Origin of the sequence: Paraburkholderia sp. RL17-368-BIF-A, from assembly GCF_046054045.1 — a bacterium.
Lineage (GTDB): Bacteria > Pseudomonadota > Gammaproteobacteria > Burkholderiales > Burkholderiaceae > Paraburkholderia > Paraburkholderia graminis.
This window is the reverse complement of sequence record NZ_JARESN010000009.1, coordinates 256,231-276,414: the sequence shown is the minus strand read 5'-3', so window position 1 is coordinate 276,414 and position 20,184 is coordinate 256,231. Positions and strand designations below refer to the sequence as shown.

At 63.6% G+C, this 20,184-nt stretch carries 19 protein-coding genes; 2 read left to right on the top strand and 17 right to left on the bottom strand.

Going from position 1 to position 20,184, the window contains the following annotated elements; translation table 11 throughout:
• Positions 1–132 precede the first annotated feature (132 nt).
• On the bottom strand, positions 133–888 hold the full coding sequence (locus tag P0D87_RS18155) for a DeoR/GlpR family DNA-binding transcription regulator (RefSeq protein WP_006053235.1): 756 nt from the start codon (positions 886–888) through the stop codon (positions 133–135).
• A gap of 572 nt (positions 889–1,460) precedes the next feature.
• Between P0D87_RS18155 and P0D87_RS18150 the strand changes: the two genes are divergently transcribed.
• Positions 1,461–1,811, top strand: a complete 351-nt coding sequence (locus P0D87_RS18150; protein ID WP_053860212.1) for a hypothetical protein — start codon at positions 1,461–1,463, stop codon at positions 1,809–1,811.
• A gap of 133 nt (positions 1,812–1,944) precedes the next feature.
• Here P0D87_RS18150 and P0D87_RS18145 read toward each other — a convergent pair whose 3' ends face one another.
• From P0D87_RS18145 to P0D87_RS18085, 13 genes are all read right to left on the bottom strand, one after another.
• A complete protein-coding gene (locus P0D87_RS18145) occupies positions 1,945–2,781 on the bottom strand; it encodes a DeoR/GlpR family DNA-binding transcription regulator (RefSeq protein WP_053860211.1) in 837 nt (278 codons plus the stop codon).
• A 78-nt stretch (positions 2,782–2,859) separates the two neighbouring features.
• Positions 2,860–3,861 carry a 4-hydroxythreonine-4-phosphate dehydrogenase PdxA gene (gene pdxA / locus P0D87_RS18140; protein ID WP_029970316.1) on the bottom strand — a complete coding sequence of 334 codons (1,002 nt, stop codon included), beginning with the start codon at positions 3,859–3,861 and terminating at the stop codon, positions 2,860–2,862.
• A 72-nt stretch (positions 3,862–3,933) separates the two neighbouring features.
• Positions 3,934–5,289 carry a four-carbon acid sugar kinase family protein gene (locus P0D87_RS18135; RefSeq protein WP_053860210.1) on the bottom strand — a complete coding sequence of 452 codons (1,356 nt, stop codon included), beginning with the start codon at positions 5,287–5,289 and terminating at the stop codon, positions 3,934–3,936.
• The gene (locus P0D87_RS18130) at positions 5,286–6,266 is read right to left on the bottom strand and encodes a 2-keto-3-deoxygluconate permease (RefSeq protein ID WP_029970314.1); all 981 of its coding nucleotides are present in this window, start codon (positions 6,264–6,266) and stop codon (positions 5,286–5,288) included. Before P0D87_RS18130 ends, P0D87_RS18135 begins: the two co-directional genes overlap by 4 nt.
• A gap of 422 nt (positions 6,267–6,688) precedes the next feature.
• On the bottom strand, positions 6,689–7,315 hold the full coding sequence (locus tag P0D87_RS18125) for a DAK2 domain-containing protein (RefSeq protein ID WP_053860209.1): 627 nt from the start codon (positions 7,313–7,315) through the stop codon (positions 6,689–6,691).
• Positions 7,316–7,327: 12 nt separating this feature from the next.
• Positions 7,328–8,338: a dihydroxyacetone kinase subunit DhaK gene (locus P0D87_RS18120; protein WP_053860208.1), complete on the bottom strand. Its 1,011-nt coding sequence runs from the start codon at positions 8,336–8,338 to the stop codon at positions 7,328–7,330.
• A 48-nt stretch (positions 8,339–8,386) separates the two neighbouring features.
• Positions 8,387–9,388: an ABC transporter permease gene (locus P0D87_RS18115; protein WP_006049724.1), complete on the bottom strand. Its 1,002-nt coding sequence runs from the start codon at positions 9,386–9,388 to the stop codon at positions 8,387–8,389.
• Positions 9,385–10,920: a sugar ABC transporter ATP-binding protein gene (locus P0D87_RS18110; RefSeq protein WP_053860207.1), complete on the bottom strand. Its 1,536-nt coding sequence runs from the start codon at positions 10,918–10,920 to the stop codon at positions 9,385–9,387. Before P0D87_RS18110 ends, P0D87_RS18115 begins: the two co-directional genes overlap by 4 nt.
• Positions 10,921–10,982: 62 nt before the next feature.
• Positions 10,983–12,092, bottom strand: a complete 1,110-nt coding sequence (locus P0D87_RS18105) for a sugar ABC transporter substrate-binding protein (protein ID WP_006049726.1) — start codon at positions 12,090–12,092, stop codon at positions 10,983–10,985.
• A gap of 64 nt (positions 12,093–12,156) precedes the next feature.
• Positions 12,157–12,828 carry an L-fuculose-phosphate aldolase gene (locus tag P0D87_RS18100; RefSeq protein ID WP_053860206.1) on the bottom strand — a complete coding sequence of 224 codons (672 nt, stop codon included), beginning with the start codon at positions 12,826–12,828 and terminating at the stop codon, positions 12,157–12,159.
• The gene (mtnA, locus tag P0D87_RS18095; RefSeq protein WP_053860205.1) at positions 12,825–13,904 is read right to left on the bottom strand and encodes an S-methyl-5-thioribose-1-phosphate isomerase; all 1,080 of its coding nucleotides are present in this window, start codon (positions 13,902–13,904) and stop codon (positions 12,825–12,827) included. The genes P0D87_RS18100 and mtnA overlap by 4 nt, the downstream gene beginning before the upstream one ends.
• Before the next feature lie 16 nt (positions 13,905–13,920).
• A complete protein-coding gene (gene mtnK, locus P0D87_RS18090) occupies positions 13,921–15,189 on the bottom strand; it encodes an S-methyl-5-thioribose kinase (protein WP_053860204.1) in 1,269 nt (422 codons plus the stop codon).
• A gap of 49 nt (positions 15,190–15,238) precedes the next feature.
• Positions 15,239–15,934 carry a GntR family transcriptional regulator gene (locus P0D87_RS18085; RefSeq protein WP_006049730.1) on the bottom strand — a complete coding sequence of 232 codons (696 nt, stop codon included), beginning with the start codon at positions 15,932–15,934 and terminating at the stop codon, positions 15,239–15,241.
• A 360-nt stretch (positions 15,935–16,294) separates the two neighbouring features.
• Between P0D87_RS18085 and P0D87_RS18080 the strand changes: the two genes are divergently transcribed.
• Entirely contained in the window at positions 16,295–17,059 is a 765-nt protein-coding gene (locus tag P0D87_RS18080) for a Crp/Fnr family transcriptional regulator (protein WP_006049731.1), read from the top strand.
• Here the strand turns inward: P0D87_RS18080 and P0D87_RS18075 are convergent.
• Genes P0D87_RS18075 through P0D87_RS18065 form a run of 3 tightly spaced genes read right to left on the bottom strand, consistent with a single transcriptional unit; the run spans position 17,034 to position 20,179 of the window.
• Entirely contained in the window at positions 17,034–17,690 is a 657-nt protein-coding gene (locus P0D87_RS18075) for an aspartate/glutamate racemase family protein (RefSeq protein ID WP_006049732.1), read from the bottom strand. The two genes, P0D87_RS18080 and P0D87_RS18075, sit on opposite strands and share 26 nt — an antisense overlap.
• Positions 17,691–17,720: 30 nt before the next feature.
• A complete protein-coding gene (locus tag P0D87_RS18070; protein ID WP_053860203.1) occupies positions 17,721–19,238 on the bottom strand; it encodes a sugar ABC transporter ATP-binding protein in 1,518 nt (505 codons plus the stop codon).
• Entirely contained in the window at positions 19,238–20,179 is a 942-nt protein-coding gene (locus P0D87_RS18065) for a sugar-binding protein (protein WP_006049734.1), read from the bottom strand. The genes P0D87_RS18070 and P0D87_RS18065 overlap by 1 nt, the downstream gene beginning before the upstream one ends.
• Positions 20,180–20,184 lie beyond the last annotated feature (5 nt).

The following is a 20,184-nucleotide window of genomic DNA, read 5'->3' as shown; positions in this document are numbered from 1 at the left end:
GCGGGTATCAGCGAACGAATTGCGCGGACGCGTGACCGGGCGGTTGTGTGGGCGTGTTGCATGCGCCTTTTTGCAACCGCCGCGCGTCGTACGGCGCGGCGGCCTGGGCATCTGCCTGCTTGCGCGCGTCGCTCAGGCAATCACGATTTCCGGACCATGATCGGTGATGGCCTTGCCGAGCGAGCGCTCGGGCGCCAGCTCGGTCACGAGATAGCGCGCCGATTCGATACCGTTGATGCGCACAGGCGTCACGCGGCCGAACTTCGAATGATCGGCGACGACCACGACCGTGTCGGCGGCGGCGATCATGCGGCTGCGCACCTCGGCGGCCATGCGGCTGTAGTCGGTCAGATAGCCGTCGGGCGAGATGCCGCCCGCGCCGATGAAGGCGAAGTCCGCGTGATATTGCGTGAGCTGGTGCACGGTATCGAGCCCGAAGGTTGCGTCTTCGATGTCGGAAAGCTCGCCGCCGAGCAGCGTGACGCGATTGTCATTGCGCCGGCCGAGCAAGAGCGCGATGCGCCAGTCGTTGGTATAGACCGACAGGCGGTGGCGGTCGAGCAAGGCTCGCGCGACGGCCTGCGTGGTGCTGCCGGAGTCGACGATCAACGACGCGCCGTCCGGAACGAACTGCGCCGCGCGCTCGCCGATCGCACGCTTCGCGCCCGCATTCGCGGCTTCACGGGTGTCGAGGTCGGGCTCGCGCCGGTCGCTCGATAGCGCGCCGCCATGCGTGGTGACGAGCAGGCCGCGCCCGGCCAGCGCGTTAAGGTCGCGGCGGATCGTCTCGCGCGACACGTTCAATTCGCGCACCAGTTCGGCGACCGAAAGCGCGCCGGTTTTGGCGACTTGCGCCAGGATGTATTGATGACGTTGTTCTGCCAGCATTCAGGACGGTTCCTTCGTCTTCCCGCGAGAGGCGTATCGCGCGGGGTGCTTCTTTGTCAAATGCCCTTAAAATAAGGGCTTTTCGTATCAGTAGTCGGTCGTCTGCAGGTTGCTGAGTTCAAGACGTTAGCGTAGCTTTTTTCACTCGCCAGCCGAAAACCTGCGCCGACCATGAGGTTCGATGCCAAGGCCGCGGAACAGCTAAAACGACGGCCGGACGCCTCGGCAAAAGCTGGGCGAGTGGCAAGACATTCGCACGCGCCACGACGCTGGCGACGCCCCCGTTCCTGCTCGCAAGGCACCAAATCAGCCTGTGACAGCTTCGCCGCCGGAATCATACACGGAGCGGAAACTGTGCGAGGACTTCGTCACGGGCCACATCGCCCGCAGGGCCCTTGCTCCTCGTGCTGCCGACATGACCAGCCCAAGCAGATCCCATTGCGATAAAACCTGTATGGATGTACAGTATCCCACACGGAACCGCCGCTATTGCGCAGGCTGCCACAGCTGATGCATGCATCAGCCGATGGCTTGCAAAAAGTGGCAGCAATGACAGGCAGGCAGGGGGAATCGTGAGAAAACTTGGACTTGCGTTACTGACCGCGACGTTCGCGCCGATGGCTTTCGGGGCCGGCACCTATTCGGAGGTGTGGAATCCGCCTGAGGCGCGCGCGACTGCCCCGCACCGGGTGGCTACCGCACACAGGCTCGCAGTACGACGCCATGTGGCCTTGCACGCGAAAAAGGTGCGTTCGCCGCGCGCGCTGGCAACTGCTCCACGGCTCGTGGCGAAGCAAGGTATTGCGCAAAAGACCTTGCGCAACGAAGAACCGGACATGTCCGAGATTCCGCGGCAAACCACGCCGGAAGGCAACGTGCTTCGCGTGAGAGGCCACGCGGCATCCGCTCACGTCGTGCGCTAATGCAATCGCAGAAGTAACGCGGCCATGACGTATGGAGTCACGCCATCGTTGAGCAAAACAACGGCGACTTCCGGTTTCCTGCGGAATTTGTTGCTGCGCGGCTTGGCCCATACAGACAACCAGCCGTCGCTGCTCAATCCCGAGCGACTCCAGTACCTCGAACCGCCGCTTCGCGGGGCGTGGCAGCGAGCGGCGCGTTCTCGAGATCGGCCGTCTCCACCACGACGCGCTGAAGCGCCCTGAACGGCGCGAGACACGCCTCGTCCGCGACACTCGACGTAATAAGCCGCCAGTCGCGCTCGAGCGGAGTCCAATGCTGCTGCCGCGAGCGGCCAAGCTTGTCGGCGTCCGCCAGCACGATGACCTGCGCCGCGCGCCGGATGATGCAGTCCTTCAGATACGCCTGCTGCGCGCTGGCCTCGCAAAGCCCGAAACCGGCAACCACGCCGTCGGCGCCCAGGAACGCCTTGTCCACGCTCAAACGGCTCAGCGAAAGTTCGGCGAGCGGCCCGAGCGTGCTCATGCTCGAGTTGCGCAGATCGCCGCCGATCAGCGTCAGATGCACGCCCGGTGCATTGGCAAGCGTCATGACGGCAAGCAGGTTGTTGGTAACCACATGAAGATCAGCACGCGAGCCAAGATGCCGCGCGAGCGCTGCACAGGTGGTGCCGCCGTCAAGCAATACCGTATCGCCGTCGTGCACGTGCGCGGCGGCCGCACGCGCAATGGCTTCCTTCTGATCGCGCTGCGTCGCCTTGCGCTCCTCGAGCGATGCCTCCGGTTCATGCGAGCCGATAAGCGCCGTCGCGCCGCCATACGTGCGTACTAGCCGCCGCTGATTGGCGAGCGTCGTCAGGTCACGCCGGACGGTTGCCTCGGACACGCCGAGCGCGGCGCTCAGTTGCTCTACGTTGGCGTCGCCGGTCAGGACGAGTTCGAGAATCGCGCGATGGCGCTCGGACGCTTTCATGGGTGTGATTCTGCTGTAACAAGGCTGCCGATGTTACACCACGGTTCGCACGCGATCTTCGGCGTTAATTGCGCGGGTTCAGCCGCGCCGCGTCGCGAGTTCCGCGCCCTGGCGCAGTGCTTCGAGCAGGCTGCGCTCGTCGGCAATGCCCTTGCCCGCGATGTCGAATGCGGTGCCATGATCGACCGAGGTACGGATGACTTCGAGACCCACCGTCACGTTCACGCCGGCTTCGAGACCCAGCACCTTCACCGGGCCATGTCCCTGGTCGTGATACATCGCGACGACGAGATCGAAGTCGCCCCGGCCCGCGCGGAAGAACAGCGTATCCGCGGGTAGCGGGCCGGTCACGTCCAGGCCGCGCTCCTGCAACACTTTCACTGCCGGAACAATCTTCTCTTCTTCCTCGCCGTAACCGAACAGGCCGTTCTCGCCCGCGTGTGGATTGATGCCGCACACACCGATACGCGGCTTTGCAATGCCGGCCTTGACCAGTGTCGCGTTGCCGCGCTCGATCGTGCGTTGCACGAGGCCCGGCTCGATCTTGCGGATCGCGTCGATGATGCCGATGTGCGTCGTCACGTGGATCACGCGCAGTTGCGGCGCTACCAGCATCATCGACACTTCATCGACGCCCGTCAGGTACGCAAGCATTTCAGTGTGGCCGGGAAACTTGTGGCCGCCCGCGTGCAGCGCTTCCTTGTTTAACGGCGCCGTGCAGATCGCGTCGATCTGCTTCGCCTCCGCGAGTTCAACCGCGCGCGCGATGAACCGGTAGGCGGCGTCGCCCGCGACTGCCGACAACTGGCCGAACGGCAGATCGTCGGGAATCAGATCGAGGTCGATGCAGTCAATCGTGCCCGGCTCATAGCGCGCTTCGGCCGCCTCCTTGATACGGCGGATCTTCGCTGTGCCGCCAACGATCTGAGTCGCGCGTTCGAGCCGGCGCGCATCGCCGATCACGAGCGGACGGCACTGCTTGTAAACGATGTCGTGCGCAAGGCTCTTGACGACGATCTCCGGGCCGACGCCCGCTGCGTCGCCCATTGTGATGCCGATTACGGGAAGGTAGTTGCTCATGGTGTTTTGCCTGGTCCTTGATGTCTGTGCTGTCCTGCCAGTCCTGCCTGCCTGATTACGCCAACGCGGCGATCAGGCCGAGTCGTGTAATCCGGTTCCGGCGGCTGCCGGTGCTGCCGGTGCTGCGGGCGCTACCGGTGCTGCCGGCGCTTCGTGCAGATAGCGCCAGGCGGCGAACAGCGCATGATCGGTGCCGAAGGCGCCCGCCTTCGTGACGATACGCAAATGCGGCCGCAAAGCGCACGTTGCGACGGGCTTGCCGACTGCCACACCCGCTTCGATCTCCGCGATCAGTTCGATACTGCCGATGCCGGCCGCGCTCAGCATCGCTCGCGCCGTCTCGCCGCCCGTGGCGATCAGGCCGCCGAGCGCCGCAAAGTACGGCTTGACGAGCGCAGCAAGGGCCGCGGACAGCAACGCGCCTTCCGCAGGATCGAACGCATCGTCGCGGCCTATGCGCAGCAGGAGATCGGCGCGCGTATCGAGCGCCTCGCCAATGCGCGTCTGCCATGCCGCCCAGTCCGCGTGACGTTCGCCGTCACGCAGCACGCCGGGCGGCACCGTCAGTTCCGCCATGCCGGCGCGATCGCGCAGCATCGCGCACTGCCGCTCCGATACCGCCGACAGGCTGCCTACCAGCACCAGCACCGGCGAATGGTCTTGCTGCTTCTGCTGTTTCTGCTGTTCCTCTCGCTGCCGTTCGGAAGCGCTTGTGGTCTCTTCTGCCGCTCGCGCGCCGAACAAGCCTTCAAGGCTCGCGATCTCGCGAGCAAGGCCACCCGAGCCGACCCAGAACAACGCCTGATCCATTTGGGTGGTGGCCTGCGCGAGCGTCAGCAGGTCTTCGCTGGTCTCTGCGTCGACGATCAGCGCCTGCGTGCCGCTCGCCGCCACCGCCGCGATCCGCGCCGTGAGCGCCTGACCGCCTTCGCGCAACGCATCCACGTTCAGTTGCGCCGTCGACAGACCGACCTCCGCCAGCATCGCATGCAGGTCAGCGGCGCGGCCGGCGTTTTCAAGCTTCCAGGTATCGGTGCCTTCCAGCGGCTTGCCGTGCACCAACACACGACCGCCGCGCAATGTCCGGCCGGTCGCCGGGAATGCCGGCGCAACGATCGCCAGACCCGCGAGCGATTGCAGCGCGGCGACTTCCGCGGCCCAATTGCCGCGCAGCGTCGAGTCGATCTTCTTGTACAGACGCCGGCCCGGTACGCGCAACGCCTGCCACGCCGCCGCAGTGCGCCGCGCGGCCTCGGCGGCCGTCAGCCGGCGCGTGTCGGTATCGGCGGCGATCACGTCGGCCGCATGGGCGTCGAGCGCTTGCGCCGACGCCTCGAGCGCGACGACCGTGCGATAGCCCGCGCTCGCGAAACCGATCGCGCAATCCGCCGCGCCGGACAGATCGTCGGCGATGATCAGCATGCTCATCGCGCCAGCTCCCTCGATTCGCGCCGTACCTGCACGCGTTTTGCGACGGCGGCAGTCAGGATCGGCGACAGGATCGCGGTCACCACCACGCAGGCGGCCACCAGCAGCGTCGCGCTTTTCGCTGCTTCCGCGTAGACCGGGTTGGCCGCGGCGATCAGCGCGGGCACGGCGGCCGCGTTGCCTGCCGTATTCGCCGCGGCGGTGCCCGCGACTCCGGTGCCGCCCGTCAGACGGTCGGCGAGATAGAGCGGAATGCCGGTAACGATCACGACGGCGATGCCAAGACCAATGCCGAGGACGCCGGCCTGCCATACCTTATGCAGGTCCAGACTGGCCCCGAGCGCCAGCGCGAAAAAAGGAATCATGACCGGGACGGCTTTGCCGAGAAACGCCCGCATTTCGCGGTCGAGATTGCCGAGCAGCATGCCGAAAACAAGCGGCAATATGCTGCCGACGAGCGTGGGCCACGGAAACGCGGACAGGCCGGCGACGCCCAGCGTGACCATCGTCAGGAACGGTCCCGATTCGAGCGACATGATGGTGTACGCGCCGACATCTTCAGAACGGCCGTACTGGCCCATCAACGCCATGTAGAGCCCGCCGTTGGTGTCGTTCATCGCCGCGACCACGGCAAGAGTCGACAGGCCGGCGAACAGCCCGGACGAAATCGGCTGTTCACCGAGGAAATGTCCCATCACGACGCCCACGACGATTGCCGCGCCGACCTTGGTGACAAACAGCGCCCCGCCCTTTTTGAGCAGATAGGGGGTCGCTTTGACATCGATGCTCGCGCCCATGCAGACGTAGAACACCGCGAGAATCGGCAGCGCGCCAGTGAAAAGCGCATTCGTGAACGAGCCGAAAAACTTCGGCATGCCCGGCAGAAAGGTCGCGACGAGCGCGCCTAACAGCAGGGGGACGATCATCATGCCGCCGGGTACGCGTTCGATGCCGCGCTTGATGTTTATTTGGGCCATGCCAGTCTCCGCTCTGATTGGGTTTTGATCGGATCAGTCACTTTTTTGATTGAAACGATCATATCCAAGTGTACTGCGGTCGGCAGACTTGCGCAAATCGCTCATTTTTATGATCGAAGTGATCAAAACGGCAGAGTGGGAATTAGGGAGTCTGGGCGGCGGCGTGTCGCTAATCATGCGCGGCACGCATTCGAACGCGAGCAAGCCGCCAGCAAAGCGCAGGCGCGCATGCTCCGCGTAGGGTCGACACGCGGGAGGCAGCGTGGACTAGCTATGGACGTGCGGGGGCATGAGCTTCGGTTACCGGGAAGGGCGATAACCTGCGGACGCGGCGACAGGCGACACTTACCGCCGCGTCCGCGAATGCTTCTTCCGGCGCGGGCAGCGCGACTGCGAACCCGCCCGCACCGTCAATGAACGTGCTAGGCGGCAAACGCCGTGCGCAGCGCCTCCAGAAAGCGCACGTAAGCGGTCGCACCGGGGTCCGCATGGCCGATGCTCCGTTCCCGCACCCAGGCGGCACGGCCTTTTCGCGACTGCATCGAGGCCGTGGCGGCGACTTGCGCCTGCGCCGTCGCGATCATCGCGTCGAGCAGTTCGACGGCGCTGCCTTCCGATGCCTCCAAGGTGTCGAGGCTCGGAACAAGCGCATCGAGCACGGTCTTGTCGCCGACCTGACTCTTGCCGCGCTCGACGATGCGAGCCGCCACCGCGCGCCCGATCGTCAGCGCGTCGGCGCGCCCGGCGCTCTGTACCCCGGCCGTCGCCTTGGCAGCAGCAAGCAGACCGCCGCCCACGAGCGCCGCGAACGTTGACGGGTTGGCGGTCGAGAACGCCTTGCCGGCAGCCAGCAGCAGTTCCGAAACCGATGCTTCGTCGGGCAGTGCGGAAAGCGCCTTCACCACCGCTGCCGATCCTGCGCGTACCGTGATGCCGAGATCGCCGTCGCCCAATGCCGCGTCGAGTTCGCGCAGTTCGTCGGCGTGGGCCGGCAGCGCATTCAGTGCGCGCGTCAAAACCTCACGCATTTCCTTGCTGGATACAGTCATTGCCGGACCTCTTCAGGATGCCGTGCCGTCGCGGAAGAACGGCGAATTCGCCGGCGCTTCGAGCAGCGCCTGAAGCTCGTCGTCGAGCAGCATCACCGTAATGGATGCGCCCGCCATCTCGAGGCTCGTCACGTATTCGCCGACATAGGAGCGCACCACCTTCAGGCCGCGATCCGCGATCAGGCGCGCCGAACGTCGATAGAGCAGATACAGCTCTTCTAATGGCGTCGCGCCGAGGCCGTTGACGAGCAATGCCACGCGTGAGCCTTTCTCCGCGTCGAGGTCGTCGAGAATTTCGCGCGTGATGCGCTCTGCAATGGCATCCGCGGATTCGAGCTTGCCGCGGTGCGTGCCGGGCTCGCCATGAATACCGATACCGATCTCCATCTCGCCTTCAGGCAGCGTGAAGGTCGGCTTGCCGGCGGCGGGCAGGATCGTCGGCGACAGGCCGACGCCCATGGTGCGGCAACTGGCGTTCGCCTTGCCGCAGATGCGCGCCACGTCGTCGAGCGAATCGCCGCGCTCCGCTGCCGCTCCCGCGCATTTGAACGCGAACAGCATGCCCGCCACGCCGCGGCGGTCCGCGGCGCGTTCTTTCGGTGCGGAAGCGACGTCGTCGGTCAGCACCACTGTTTGAATTTCGATGCCCTCCGGCTCGGCGAGATCGGCGGCGAGATCGAAGTTCAGCACGTCGCCGCCGTAGTTTCCATAGACGTAGAGCACGCCGGCGCCGCCGTTCACGGCCTTGGTCGCCTCCAGAATCTGCTCGGCGGACGGCGACGAGAACACGTTGCCCACCGCGACGCCGCTGCACAAACCCTCGCCCACGTAGCCGAGAAAGCCGGGCAGATGACCCGAACCGCCGCCCGTCACGATGCCCACGCGCCCCTCTTTCGGCGCGTCCTTGCGGACCAGCGCCCGCTTGTCGGCCGTTGCGCTTTTGATCCACGCCGGATGGGCGGCAAGCAGCCCTTCGATAATCTCGTCGACGAAGACATCCGGTTCATTGATGATTTTCTTCACGTGCTGCTCCTCCGGTTTTGGGGTGCTTTCACAGATGCAATAAGGCGCTTACTGCTTGCGCCGCTGACTGAGCGCATCCAGCAGGACCGCCGCGAAGATGACGCCGCCCTGTATGAACTGCGTCCAGAACGGATTGACGCCGAGCAGCGACAATCCCACATTGATCACGCCGATCAGCACGACGCCGATAAACGTTCCGACGATCGACCCGCGCCCGCCGGCAAGCGACGTCCCGCCAATCACGACCGCCGCGATGACCTGCAACTCCAGCCCGTTGGCCGCGGAAGGCAGCGCGGAATTGAGCCGCCCCGCCAGCACGATCCCGGCAATCGCGGCCGTCACGCCGGCCAGCATGTAAGTGAGGAACACGACGCGATGCACGGGGATGCCCGCAAGACGCGCGGCTTCCTGATTGCCACCCACTGCGAACACCTGATGGCCGAACGTCGTCTTGCGCAACAACACATGGCCGATGGCGAAGATCACCAGCATGACGATCATCGGCATGGGCAGGCCCGCGACCGTCTTCGCGCCGAACGCGGTGAAGGCATTCGGGAAATCGAATTTGGTGCGGCCGTCCGAAATGGCGAGCGTGAGGCCGCGCGCCATCGCCATCATCGCGAGCGTGACGATGAAGGGCACGAGCCGCAGCCACGCCACCGCGAGGCCGTTCAACGCTCCCGCGGCTGCGCCGACCGCGAGCGCCACGCATAGCCCCGCAATGCCGAGGCCGACCGCGCCCGGCGTGGACCCCGCCATCACAGTCGCGGCGACCATGCCGGTCAACGCGACGAGCGAGCCGACCGAAAGATCGATCCCCGACGTGATGATCACGAAGGTCCCGCCCACCGCCGCTATGCCGACCACCGACACCTGCACCATGATGTTGGTCAGCGTGCTGGTCGTCAGAAACTCGGGCGATGCAATCGACAACGCGATGCAGATCAGCACGAGCGCCGCGAACAGTGGCCCGATTCCGCTCCTCAGTTGGCGAATCACGCGGCGCGACAGCGCCTCCGTATCCGCGCGGTTGGCTGCCGTGGAGGTCATGCGCCTGCTCCTGTTGTCGCCCATTGAATGACAGCTTCGGAATGCGCGTTGTCGCGCGCAATTTCAGTCACGATGCTGCCGCGATACATCACGAGCACGCGATCCGACATGCCGAGCAGTTCCGGCAATTCGGAACTCACCATGACGACCGCAGCGCCCGCGCGCGCCATCGACACCATATGCGCGTAGATTTCCGTCTTCGCCCCTACGTCGATGCCCCGCGTCGGCTCGTCGAGCATGATCACGGCGGGTTCCGTGGCGGTAGCGCGCCCGAGAATCACCTTCTGCTGGTTGCCCCCGGACAGCGTGCCCGTGACCTGCAGGACCGACGACGAACGCACGTTAAAGCGCGTGCTGGCGTCGCGTGCCAGTTTCCGCTTTCTGGCGCGGCTGACGAATCCGCCCGTGGCGAGCGCCTTCAGACTGGACAGCGCGATGTTTTCCTCGATGCTGGCATCGAGCACGAGCCCCTCTAGCTTGCGATCCTCGGACGTATAGACGAGGCCATGACGCACGCCTTCGGTCGGCGAATGATTCGAGATCTTCCTGCCCTTGACGCGTATCTCGCCGGCCGTCGCAGGCAGCGCGCCGAAGATCGTTTTCAGCAGTTCGGTGCGCCCCGCGCCCGCGATTCCCGCTATGCCGACAATCTCGCCCGCGCGCACCTTGAAGCTCGCATTGCGCAGCAGCGGCGCACTGGCGAGATCACGCACCTCGAGCACGACATCGCCGTAATCGCGCGGCTCCCACGGATAGAACGACTCGAGATTGCGCGCGACCATCGCCTGCACGAGTTCGGCTTCGGTCCATTGCGACATGGGACGCGCGCCGACAGTCGCGCCGTCGCGCATCACGACCGCCGAATCGGCCAGCTCGAACACCTCTTCGAGATGATGCGAAATGAAGATGATGCCCATGCCCGCCGCTCGCAGCCTGCGCACCACTGCGTACAGATTGACGATGTCCTGGCTTTGCAGCGCGGCGGTCGGTTCGTCCATCACGAGGATGCGCGCATCGCGCGTAATGGCTTTCGCGACTTCGACCAGTTGGCGCTTGTTGAGCGGCAAATCGCCGAGGCGCATCCACGGCGGCACATCGTCGAGGCCCACGCGCGCGAGCGCCGCCCGCGCGAGCCGATTGGCTTCGCGCTGCATGAGGAAACCTTTGCGCGCCGGCATGCGGCCGAGAAACAGGTTTTCCGCCACCGTCATGTCGTTGATCAGCGAGAGTTCCTGATAGATCACGGCGACGCCTGCGTCGATGGCCGCATGAGTGCCGCGCGCCAGCGGCACGCCGTCTATTTCGATCGTGCCTTCGTCGGGCTCATACGCGCCCGACAGCGTTTTGACGAGTGACGACTTGCCCGCGCCGTTTTCGCCGACGATCGCCATCACATGCCCGGCCTGCAATTCGAGACTCACGCCGCGTAACGCCTTCACGCCCGGAAAACTTTTGACGATGCCCTGCATGCGCAGCAGCGGCACAGGTGTCTCGACGGGCACGCGCTCCCGTTCTTCGGCTTGCACTGTCATGTCGCCTCATTCCGTTTGCGGGCTGCGCGCACCGTCCGCTGCAACGCAGCCCGCGACCCGTCTTACTGTTTGACTTCCTCGGACCACAGCCCATATTTCTTCGTCGCATCCGAATCGATATTGGACTTGTCGATCAGCAGGGTCGGCCACGCATAGTTCGCCGGCACGTCCTTTTTCGCGGTGTAATCCGCGACGAATTGCAGCGACTTGGCGGCCATCTGAATCGGGTTCTGCGAAATGGTCGCGTCCTGCTTGCCCGCGCGAATCGCCGACAGTGCCTGCGCCGTGCCGTCCGCGCCGATCACGAGAATGTGCTGCTTGTCGTCGAGCGGCTTGTAGCGGCCCGCATTGTCGATGGCCTTTTCCGCGCCGACGGTGTTGTCGTCGTTAGCACCGAACACCGCGTCGATCTGAGGATACTTCTGCAGGATATTGGTCATCGCGTTGAGCGACTTCTCCTGATCGAATGCGCCTTCCTGACGCGCGACCACCTTGATGTCGGGATACTTGGCGATCTCGTCGCTAAAGCCCTTCTCGCGATCGGTGGCGGCCGTCGTGCCGACGAGCCCGATCAGGTCGACCACGTTGCCTTTCGCCGAGCCGTAACGCTTCGTCAACTGGTCGGCGATCCATTTGGCGGCCGTCTGCCCTAGCGCAACGTTATCGGATGCAACAAAAGACGTGACCTTGCCGCCATCCGAACCACGATCCAGCGTGAACACCGGAATGTTCATCGCATTGGCTTTTTCGACAGCGGGAATGATGGCCTTCGAATCGATCGGATTGAGTACCAGTGCTGTCACGCCCTGGCTCAGAAGATTGATGGCGTCGTTGACCTGCTGCTGCGCGTCGCCGTTCGCATTGGTCTGCACGAGATCGAAGCCTTGCTCCTTGGCGCCCTTCTCCACGCCCGCCTTGAGGCCGACAAAGAACGCATTGTTGAGCGTAGAGACCGAGAAGCCGATCTTCGTCTTGCCGCCCGCTGCGTTCGCCACGGGCGCGCTCGCCGGCGCACTCGCGGCTTCACTCGCGCTGCCGGTCGAGCTGCTGCTGGTCGAACTGTTGTCGCTTTTCGAACACCCGGCAAGCGCGGCTGCCGCACACAGCAACACCGCGCAGGTCGATTTACCCAATACGTCCCATCCGTCGAATCTTGCTGAACTCCAGGCCATAGCTGTCTCCGTTGTAGGATTTCTTCACTGCGATGCGAACGACCACTTCCTTCAAGCAAGCGTGCTAACGCTCGGCTTCCTTGCGCCTGCCATACGTCTTGAACTTTTCGAGCACCTCGTCCATCTGCTCACCCGACAGAAGCGGCGGCGCTCCCAGTTGACAGGCGAGCAGATACTGCCTTGCCAGCACTTCCACTTCGTGCGCGAGCCAGACGGCGCGCGCCAGATCGACACCCAGCGCGACCACGCCATGATGCGCAAGCAGGCACGCGCGCCGGTCCTGCAACGCCGTGAGCGCATGGTCCGAAAGCAACTGTGTGCCGAACAGCGCGTACGGCGCGCAGCGAATCGAATCGCCGCCTGCTGCCGCCACCATGTAATGCAGCGCCGGAATGTCGCGTCCATGAATTGCCATCGCCGTGGCCGCGATCGAATGCGTATGCACGACCGCATGCATCTCCTGCCGCGCGCGAAGAATGTCGCGATGAATGCGCCATTCGGACGACGGACGCTTTTCGCGCAGCACGTCCGCGTCGTCGGCCACGTCGAGCGATAGCCACACGATGCTGTCTTCGCGCAGCTCGCGCGCCGGCACGCCGCTCGGTGTGATCAGAAAACCATCGCCGAGGCGCGCGCTCACGTTTCCCGAGGTGCCCTGGTTGATGCCGAGCCGTTCCATCTCGAGCGAGGTCTCGACAATGTCCCGGCGCAACGCGCGCTCTGTTGCCGCACTCATGCCGCGTTCCCTGCCGCCGGAAAGAGACTGCCGAGCGATCGTTCGAACGGCGCCCTCACGATGCCGCGTTCAGTAATGAAACCCGTGACGAGTTCTTGCGGCGTGACATCGAATGCGGGATTGCGGACCTTGATGCCCGGCGCCGCCGTGCGTTGTCCCGCGATATGCGTGACCTCTTCGTCGCAACGCTCCTCGATTTCGATCTGCGCGCCGCTCGGCGTGCGAAAGTCCAGCGTCGACGACGGGCACGCCACGTAGAACGGTATGCCGTAGTGCTTCGCTGCAATGGCAACCCCGAGCGTGCCGATCTTGTTGGCAAAGTCGCCGTTGGCCGCCACGCGGTCGGTGCCGACGATCACCAGATCGACGAGTCCCTGCGACATGATCGAAGCGGCCGCGCTGTCCATGATCAGCGTCACGTCGACGCCCGCCTGCTGCAATTCGAACGCGGTGAGACGCGCGCCTTGCAGCAGCGGCCGCGTTTCGTCCGCGAATACCTTGAAGGTCACGCCTTCGCGATGCGCTGCATAAATCGGCGCGGTTGCAGTGCCGAGGCCAGTCGTGGCAAGCGCCCCCGCGTTGCAATGTGTGAGCACGCCGCTGCCCTGTCCGATGAGCGGCATGCCATGACGGCCGATGCCTTCGCACAGCGCCTGGTCTTCCGCATGGATCTGCTTCGCCTCGTCGACGAGCGCATCGTAAAGCGCAGCGGTATCGCTTGCGCCGCACGTGAGCGCACGTTGCAGCATGCGTCTGAGGCTCCAGCTCAGATTGACGGCAGTGGGACGCGCGGTGTCGAGCCAGCGTGCGCGCCGTTCGAGTTCCGCCCGAAACTGCGCGAGCGGCAATGCGCGGGCATCCTGAACGGCGACGCACAGTCCATACGCCGCCGCGACGCCGATGGCCGGCGCGCCGCGCACCCGCAATTCGTGAATGGCTCGCCATACCGCGGCTGCATCGGCGACATGCTCCACGACGATCTCATGCGGCAGGCGAGTCTGATCGAGCAGCAGAAGATCGCCGTCGCGCCATTCGATCGTAGGGGCCAGCGCGGGGAACAGGGACTGCGCAACCATGAAAGCTCCGTGTGCGTTAAACGTGTACAGGCGTCTCGCGGCGAATCTCGCGCGCGAGCATGGCGACCTGCTCGATGTCGGTGAGCGTCTCGCGTTCGACGAGCAAGGCTTCGGCGCAGCGCAGGCAACGCACTTCGATTCGCGCCCGCGCCTGCGCATCCGGTATGCGCGTGATGTCGGCGACCTTCGCCATGCCGACGATGCGGCGGATCATCTTGCAGCCGGCAAAACCGAGCGTATCGGCAAGCAGGCGGCGCATGAAATGCGCGCAATAGCCTTCGAGCGCGCGTGTCTGCCCCTGTCCGCCGATAAAGCGGCGCTCGCTGCGGCTTTCGTGATCGCGCCACAGCGCAACGAACTGCTCGCTAAAGCCGTTCCATATGCCGATCACCTGAGCCAGCAGCCATTCCTCGTAAGCCGCCGGGTCGCCTCCGTCAGCACGGCCATGCCAGTCGCGCGAGAAATAGGCCAGAAGGAGATTGGCCAGCACCGCGCCGATGTCGAAACCCATCGGCCCGTAGAAAGCGAACTCCGGATCGATCACGAACGTCTCGTCCTCGTTGACCATGATCGAGCCGGTATGCAGATCGCCGTGCAGCAAGGTCTCCGCGCGATTCATGAATGCCCACTTCATGTCGCCCGCGGCAATGCGCAACGCTTCGTTCGTTCTCAAACGTTCAAGCGCGGATAGCGGCAAGGCCGGGCTATAAATATTCGACGGATGATCTTCGAAAGGAAACGTGAACACCAGATCTTCAGTGATCCTGCACAGTTCGACATTGACGGCTGCGCTCACCGCCTGCTTTTTGATGTCGGGCGCAAGGAACAGATCCGAGCCATGAAAGAGCGTCTGCGCGAGATAGGTGGACAGATGCGCCGCGAGCTTCGGATAGGTCATGCCGCTCATCAGCCCTTGCCGCAAAATGCAATGCGACGCGAGCCGCTGCATGACCATCAGAAAACGCTGGCTGTCGGCGTGATACACCTTGGGCACATGCTGCGGGCAAAGCGCGCCGAAGCGGCGCAGGGCCGCAACTTCGTGCTCCATGCGCTGACACGACAGCGGCCACGTCTTGCCGACCAGCCGCAAAAAGGGTGGAGCCTGCTTGACCACGACGCTGCGCTGCGGCGTCTTCGCATTCGTCACGAAGTACACATAATTCAGATTGCCGTCGCCGACTTCGGCGACGTCCAGATCGTCCGGCTCGCCGAGCAGCGCGCGCACCTTGGGGATGGCGCCGAGATACGCTGCGAGCTCGCTTGCGGTAAAGGCTTCAAACTCCATCGGTGCCTCCTCCGATGTTGCTTCCGGCGCTCATCGACCAAAGACGTCTTTAGCGACGCTTGCGCACCAGGTCGAACTTGAAGATGCTCGTGTTGTAGTAGTCGTTGCTATAGCAAAGCGGCTCGCCGCTCTGATCGAAATCCACTTCGTCCAGCAGCAGAAACATGCCGAAACCATCGCCCAACTCGGGCAGATCGCGCGGCGTGAGAATGGTGGGCTGTATCGACGTGTGCGTATGCGACAAACGCCGGCCAGTCCGCGCAAACATGCCGAATAGCGATTCGCCCAACTCACCCTGCGCCTCATCGAAAAGCGTCTTCGGAATCGTGTCGATGCAATAAGCGGCAATTGCATCGTCGGCGCGGCGCACCCGTTCGATGCGGATGCAACTGTCGCCCGGCGCGATTCCAAGCTTCTCGGCAAGACTCTCCGATGCGGCAATGCTGTCCATCTGAATACGGCTCGTGGAAGGTACGGCGCCCACGCTCCTGATCATGTCAGTTACAGACATCAGATCATCGAGGCCGCCTTGCAGCTTCAACGAAATTTGTCTGATGAAGGTGCCGCGCCCCTGAATCCGTGAAAGCAGTCCATGCGAGATCATTTGCGCCACTGCTTCGCGCAAACTCGAACGGCCGACGCCAAGCAGTTCGCAGAGCTCCAGTTCAGTAGGAATCTGGTCACCCGGCTTGAGCTTGCGCTCACGAATCATGGTCAGCAGCGACTCCTGGATCTTGTCGCTCATCGATCGCTCTACGCTCAGGCGCATGTTGTCTCTCGCTCGTCACTGCGCCCAATATACATCAGACATCTGATGTTTTTGTAGGGAGTTTCCCTTGGTTTTTTCTCGCGTCTACCGCCCTTCACGAGCCGCGAATTGCGTCGCACGCGCAGCAAGTCCAGACGCTCATCCTTGTCGATGCACGCTTCTCGCCGCGCTGCGTTGCGCAAAATCGGGCTTGCGCGGCGATGCCTTGCAAAGTGCTAAACGTGCTGTGCCGAGCGCGTTTTTATGGTCGGTGTGTAGAATGAATCGCACAACGCCGCGCTATTACAAACGCCTGAATGGGCGCTGCATTCGCAAGGCAAATTTAAGGAGACGACAATGTGGTTTGTCGGCAAGAGCGAACTGCTCTCTTTGATCGAATGTCATTGCCTCGACGAGGTCATGCCTGCCTTTAGCGACCATCGCACGCTGCGTAAGAACGCCGTGATCTATCGGCCGGACGAATCGAGCGAGCACGTGTACCTGCTCAAGAGCGGCAGCGTAAGGCTCTACCGTCTGACCGAGGACGGCCAGGAAATCACGCTTGCGTTCGTGAAGGCGGGCATGATTTTCGGCGACGGCGACGTGCTCAACGAAGAGAACTATTCCCATCACGCGCAGGCGCTGACGCCAAGCATGGTCTGCTATATCCGCAAGGCCGATTTCAAGGAACTGCTCGCGCGTTACGACGTCATCAATCAGTTCGTGCTGCGCAATCACTATCTGCGCTGGCAGGAAGCACAGCAATTGATCGAGAATCTCTCGCTGCACGATGTCAGAAAGCGGCTCGTCAACATCCTCGTCATGTTCGCCGGCCAGGTCGGTGCGGCCCACGAGCACCCGGAGCACGGCGATACCATCCTGATCGACTTGCCGATCGCACAGGACAAGCTCGCGGAATTCATCGGCACGTCGCGCGAATCCGTCAACCGGCACTTCAGCGACCTGAAGGCGGAAGGCTTCGTCGACATGCACGAGCGCAAGATCGTGCTGACGCCTGCGTTCGTCACGCGCTACATCACAAGAGCGCCCAGCTTTACGGCCGTGCCGGCAAGCGCAAGCCAGGCGCCGCGCGAGTTCAGAGCGCCGCTAATGCGCGCTTGACCGACGCCACGCCGCTCTGCGGACTCGACAGCACCGGCACCGGGAGCGAGCCGAGCGACGGCACGAGGCGCGCCATCGAGACTTGCGCGAGCACGATCACATCCACCTGTCCGGCAAGCTCGATAATCGCGCGCTTGAGGATGTCGTCGTGCTTCGCGGCGTCGCCAGCAAGCAGCGCTTCGAATGCGCCTTGCGCGATGCATTCCGTCACCTCGATCTCAACGCCGCGCTCGACAGCCTTCCTGCGAATGAGGCGCACCGTGGGCTCCAGCGTCGTGGACACGGTAGCGACCACGCCGACCCGCGGTCCCAGCGCGCAGGCCTCGTCAGCCATCGCTTCGTCCACCTTGACGATTGGCGTGCGGATCATGCCGCGCAGCAGATCGGTCGCCTCGCCCACCGATGAGCACGCGTTGAGAATGATGTCCGCGCCGAGCGCTTCCGCATTCGCCATATAGCTATAAAGGCGGCGCGTTACTTCGGGCGTCAGGTGTCCCGCCGAACGCACATCGGCAAGCAGGCTGTCGTCGACGATATTGACGACCCGCGCATCGGCTAATTGCGCGGCGAATTGCGCCTTGAGCGGGTCGACCGTGACTGGGCCGGTATGTATAACGACGATCGTGGTCATGTTCGTGTCCGTTACTTCGTTGAATGATTTTCAGGCGGTGGCGAGTGCCATCACCTTTTCCTGCGATGCTTCCGCCCTGCTCAATTCGCCGCTAATGCAGCCTTCCCGCACCGTCAGAATCCGGTCGCTCACGGCAAGTACTTCGAGAAGATCGGAAGAGATGACGATCACGCCAATGCCCTCGGCCGCGAGCCTCGCAATCAGCGCGTGCACCTCCGCCTTGGCTCCCACGTCGATCCCGCGCGTCGGCTCGTCGACGATCAGCACTTTCGGACTGCGCGCGACCCACTTGGCGATCACGATCTTCTGCTGATTACCGCCGCTCAGGTTGACGACCTTCTGCTCCACGCCCGGCGTCTTGATGCCCAGCATGCGCACGAAATGCTGACAGCTCTCGCGTTCACGTGCATGCCGGACGAACTGGAACGGCGAATAGCGCTCGAGATGCGTGAGGCTGAAATTCTCGCGCACGCTCATGCCGAGCACGAGCCCCTGGGCCTTGCGGTCTTCGGTAACGAAGCCCATGCCGGCTCTGATCGCATCGTGCGGATTGCGGATCTCCACCGGCTTGCCGTCGATCCTGATCGATCCCGTGCATGCCCGCATGCCGAAGATCATTTCCATTATTTCGGTGCGCCCGGAACCGACCAGGCCGGCAATGCCAAGCACTTCGCCGCGATGCAGCGTGAAGCTCACGTCGCGAATGCGGGGCGCCGCCCCTCTGACCGGTTTGAGCGACAGCGCCTGCACTTCGAGCACGGCCTCCACGCTCGCATGAGAATCCGGCTCGCCGTAGAGTTCGCTCAACTCGCGCGCCACCATCATGCGCACGAGCGTCTCGCGGGTCATCTCGGCAATCGGCGCCGTGCCGACCGTGCGTCCGTCGCGCAGCACGGTCACGCGATCCGCGAGTTCGAAGATCTCCTCCAGACGATGCGAGATATACACCACGGCGATGTTCCGTTCGCGCAAGCGCTTGACGATCCCCAGCAGTACGCCCGTTTCGTGATGACTGAGCGACGCTGTCGGCTCGTCCATGATTATGGCCCTGGACTGCGCACACAAAGCCTTGGCGATCTCGATCATCTGCTGCTGTCCGACACTCAGTTCGCTGACGCGCGTGGCGGGATCGATATCCATGTCGATGGTGGCCAGCACCTCGCGCGCCTCGCGATACATGCGCGGACGGTCGATCAGCCCGAGCCGCGTGCGCGGTTCCCTCGCGAGAAAGATGTTCTCGCCGACGGTGAGATTGCCGACGACCGCCAGTTCCTGGTAAATGATGTTCACGCCGAGCGCGCGAGCGTGATGGCTGTCGGCCAGCGTGACTTCCTGCCCTTCGATGAGAATCGTGCCGCCTGCGTCGGGCGCATAGATACCGGTGAGTATCTTCATCAACGTGCTTTTGCCGGCGCCGTTCTCGCCGGCAAGCGCGAGCACTTCGCCCGCGCGGATCTCGAGATTCACGCGATCGAGCGCCTTGACGCCGGGGAAGGTTCTGGAGATGTTGCGCATCTCCAGAAACGGAACGCCTGTCACGGGGCTCATCACTTCGTATAGCTGGTCATGTTGTCCTTCGTGACCACGGTCACGCCCGTGTCGATGTCCTTCGGCTGGCCCTCCTGGCCCTGGATCTGCGCGACGAGATGGTCGACCGCGAGCGAGCCCATCGTCACCGGGCGCTGGACCATGATGCCCTGAATGTAGCCGTCCTTGAGACCTTTGAGCGTGTCCGGAAGATCGTCGAAGGCAAGCACTTCGAGCTTGCCCTTCATCGCGCCGAATTCCCGCGTGTTGAGCACTTTCGCGACCGCCGGCCCGCCGACCTGGCTCACGCCAAAAATGCCCTTAAGGTTCGGATGCGCGCGCAGCGTGGTTTCGACGACCGACACGCCGCGCGCCAGGTCGTCGTCGGTGCCTTGCGTCTCGACCACCTTGATGCCCGGATACTTCGCCAGGCCCTTCTTGATGCCGGCAATGCGTTCGTTCAGATTGACCGCGCCGAGCTGCCCCGTGATGATCGCGACTTCACCCTGACCGTTGAGCGCCTTGCCCATTGTCTCGGCCATGGTGGCGCCCGCCTGTTCGTTGTTCGTGCCGATATACATGGACCGGCCGCTTTTCGGCGAATCCGAATCGTACGTCAGCACCTTGATGCCGCTTTGCTCCGCGCGCTTCATCACGCTCTCGACCGACTTCGGCTCATTGACAGATATCGCAATGCCATCCACGTGCCTTGAAATCAGATCTTCGATGATCTGTACCTGCGTGGAGCCCTGGGTGTTTTGCGGCACCACCCATTGGTATTTCACGCCGGCTTTGTCGGCCGCCGTTTTCGCACCCTTGTTGCAGTCGTCGAAGAACGGCACGGCGACTTTGGGAATGACGGCCACCGAAATATCTTTTGCGTCCTTCGCGTGAGCCGTTGTGCCGACCGACGCGGCCAGCGCGACCAACGCGCCCGCGGTAATACGTTGCGTGAGTTTCATGCATG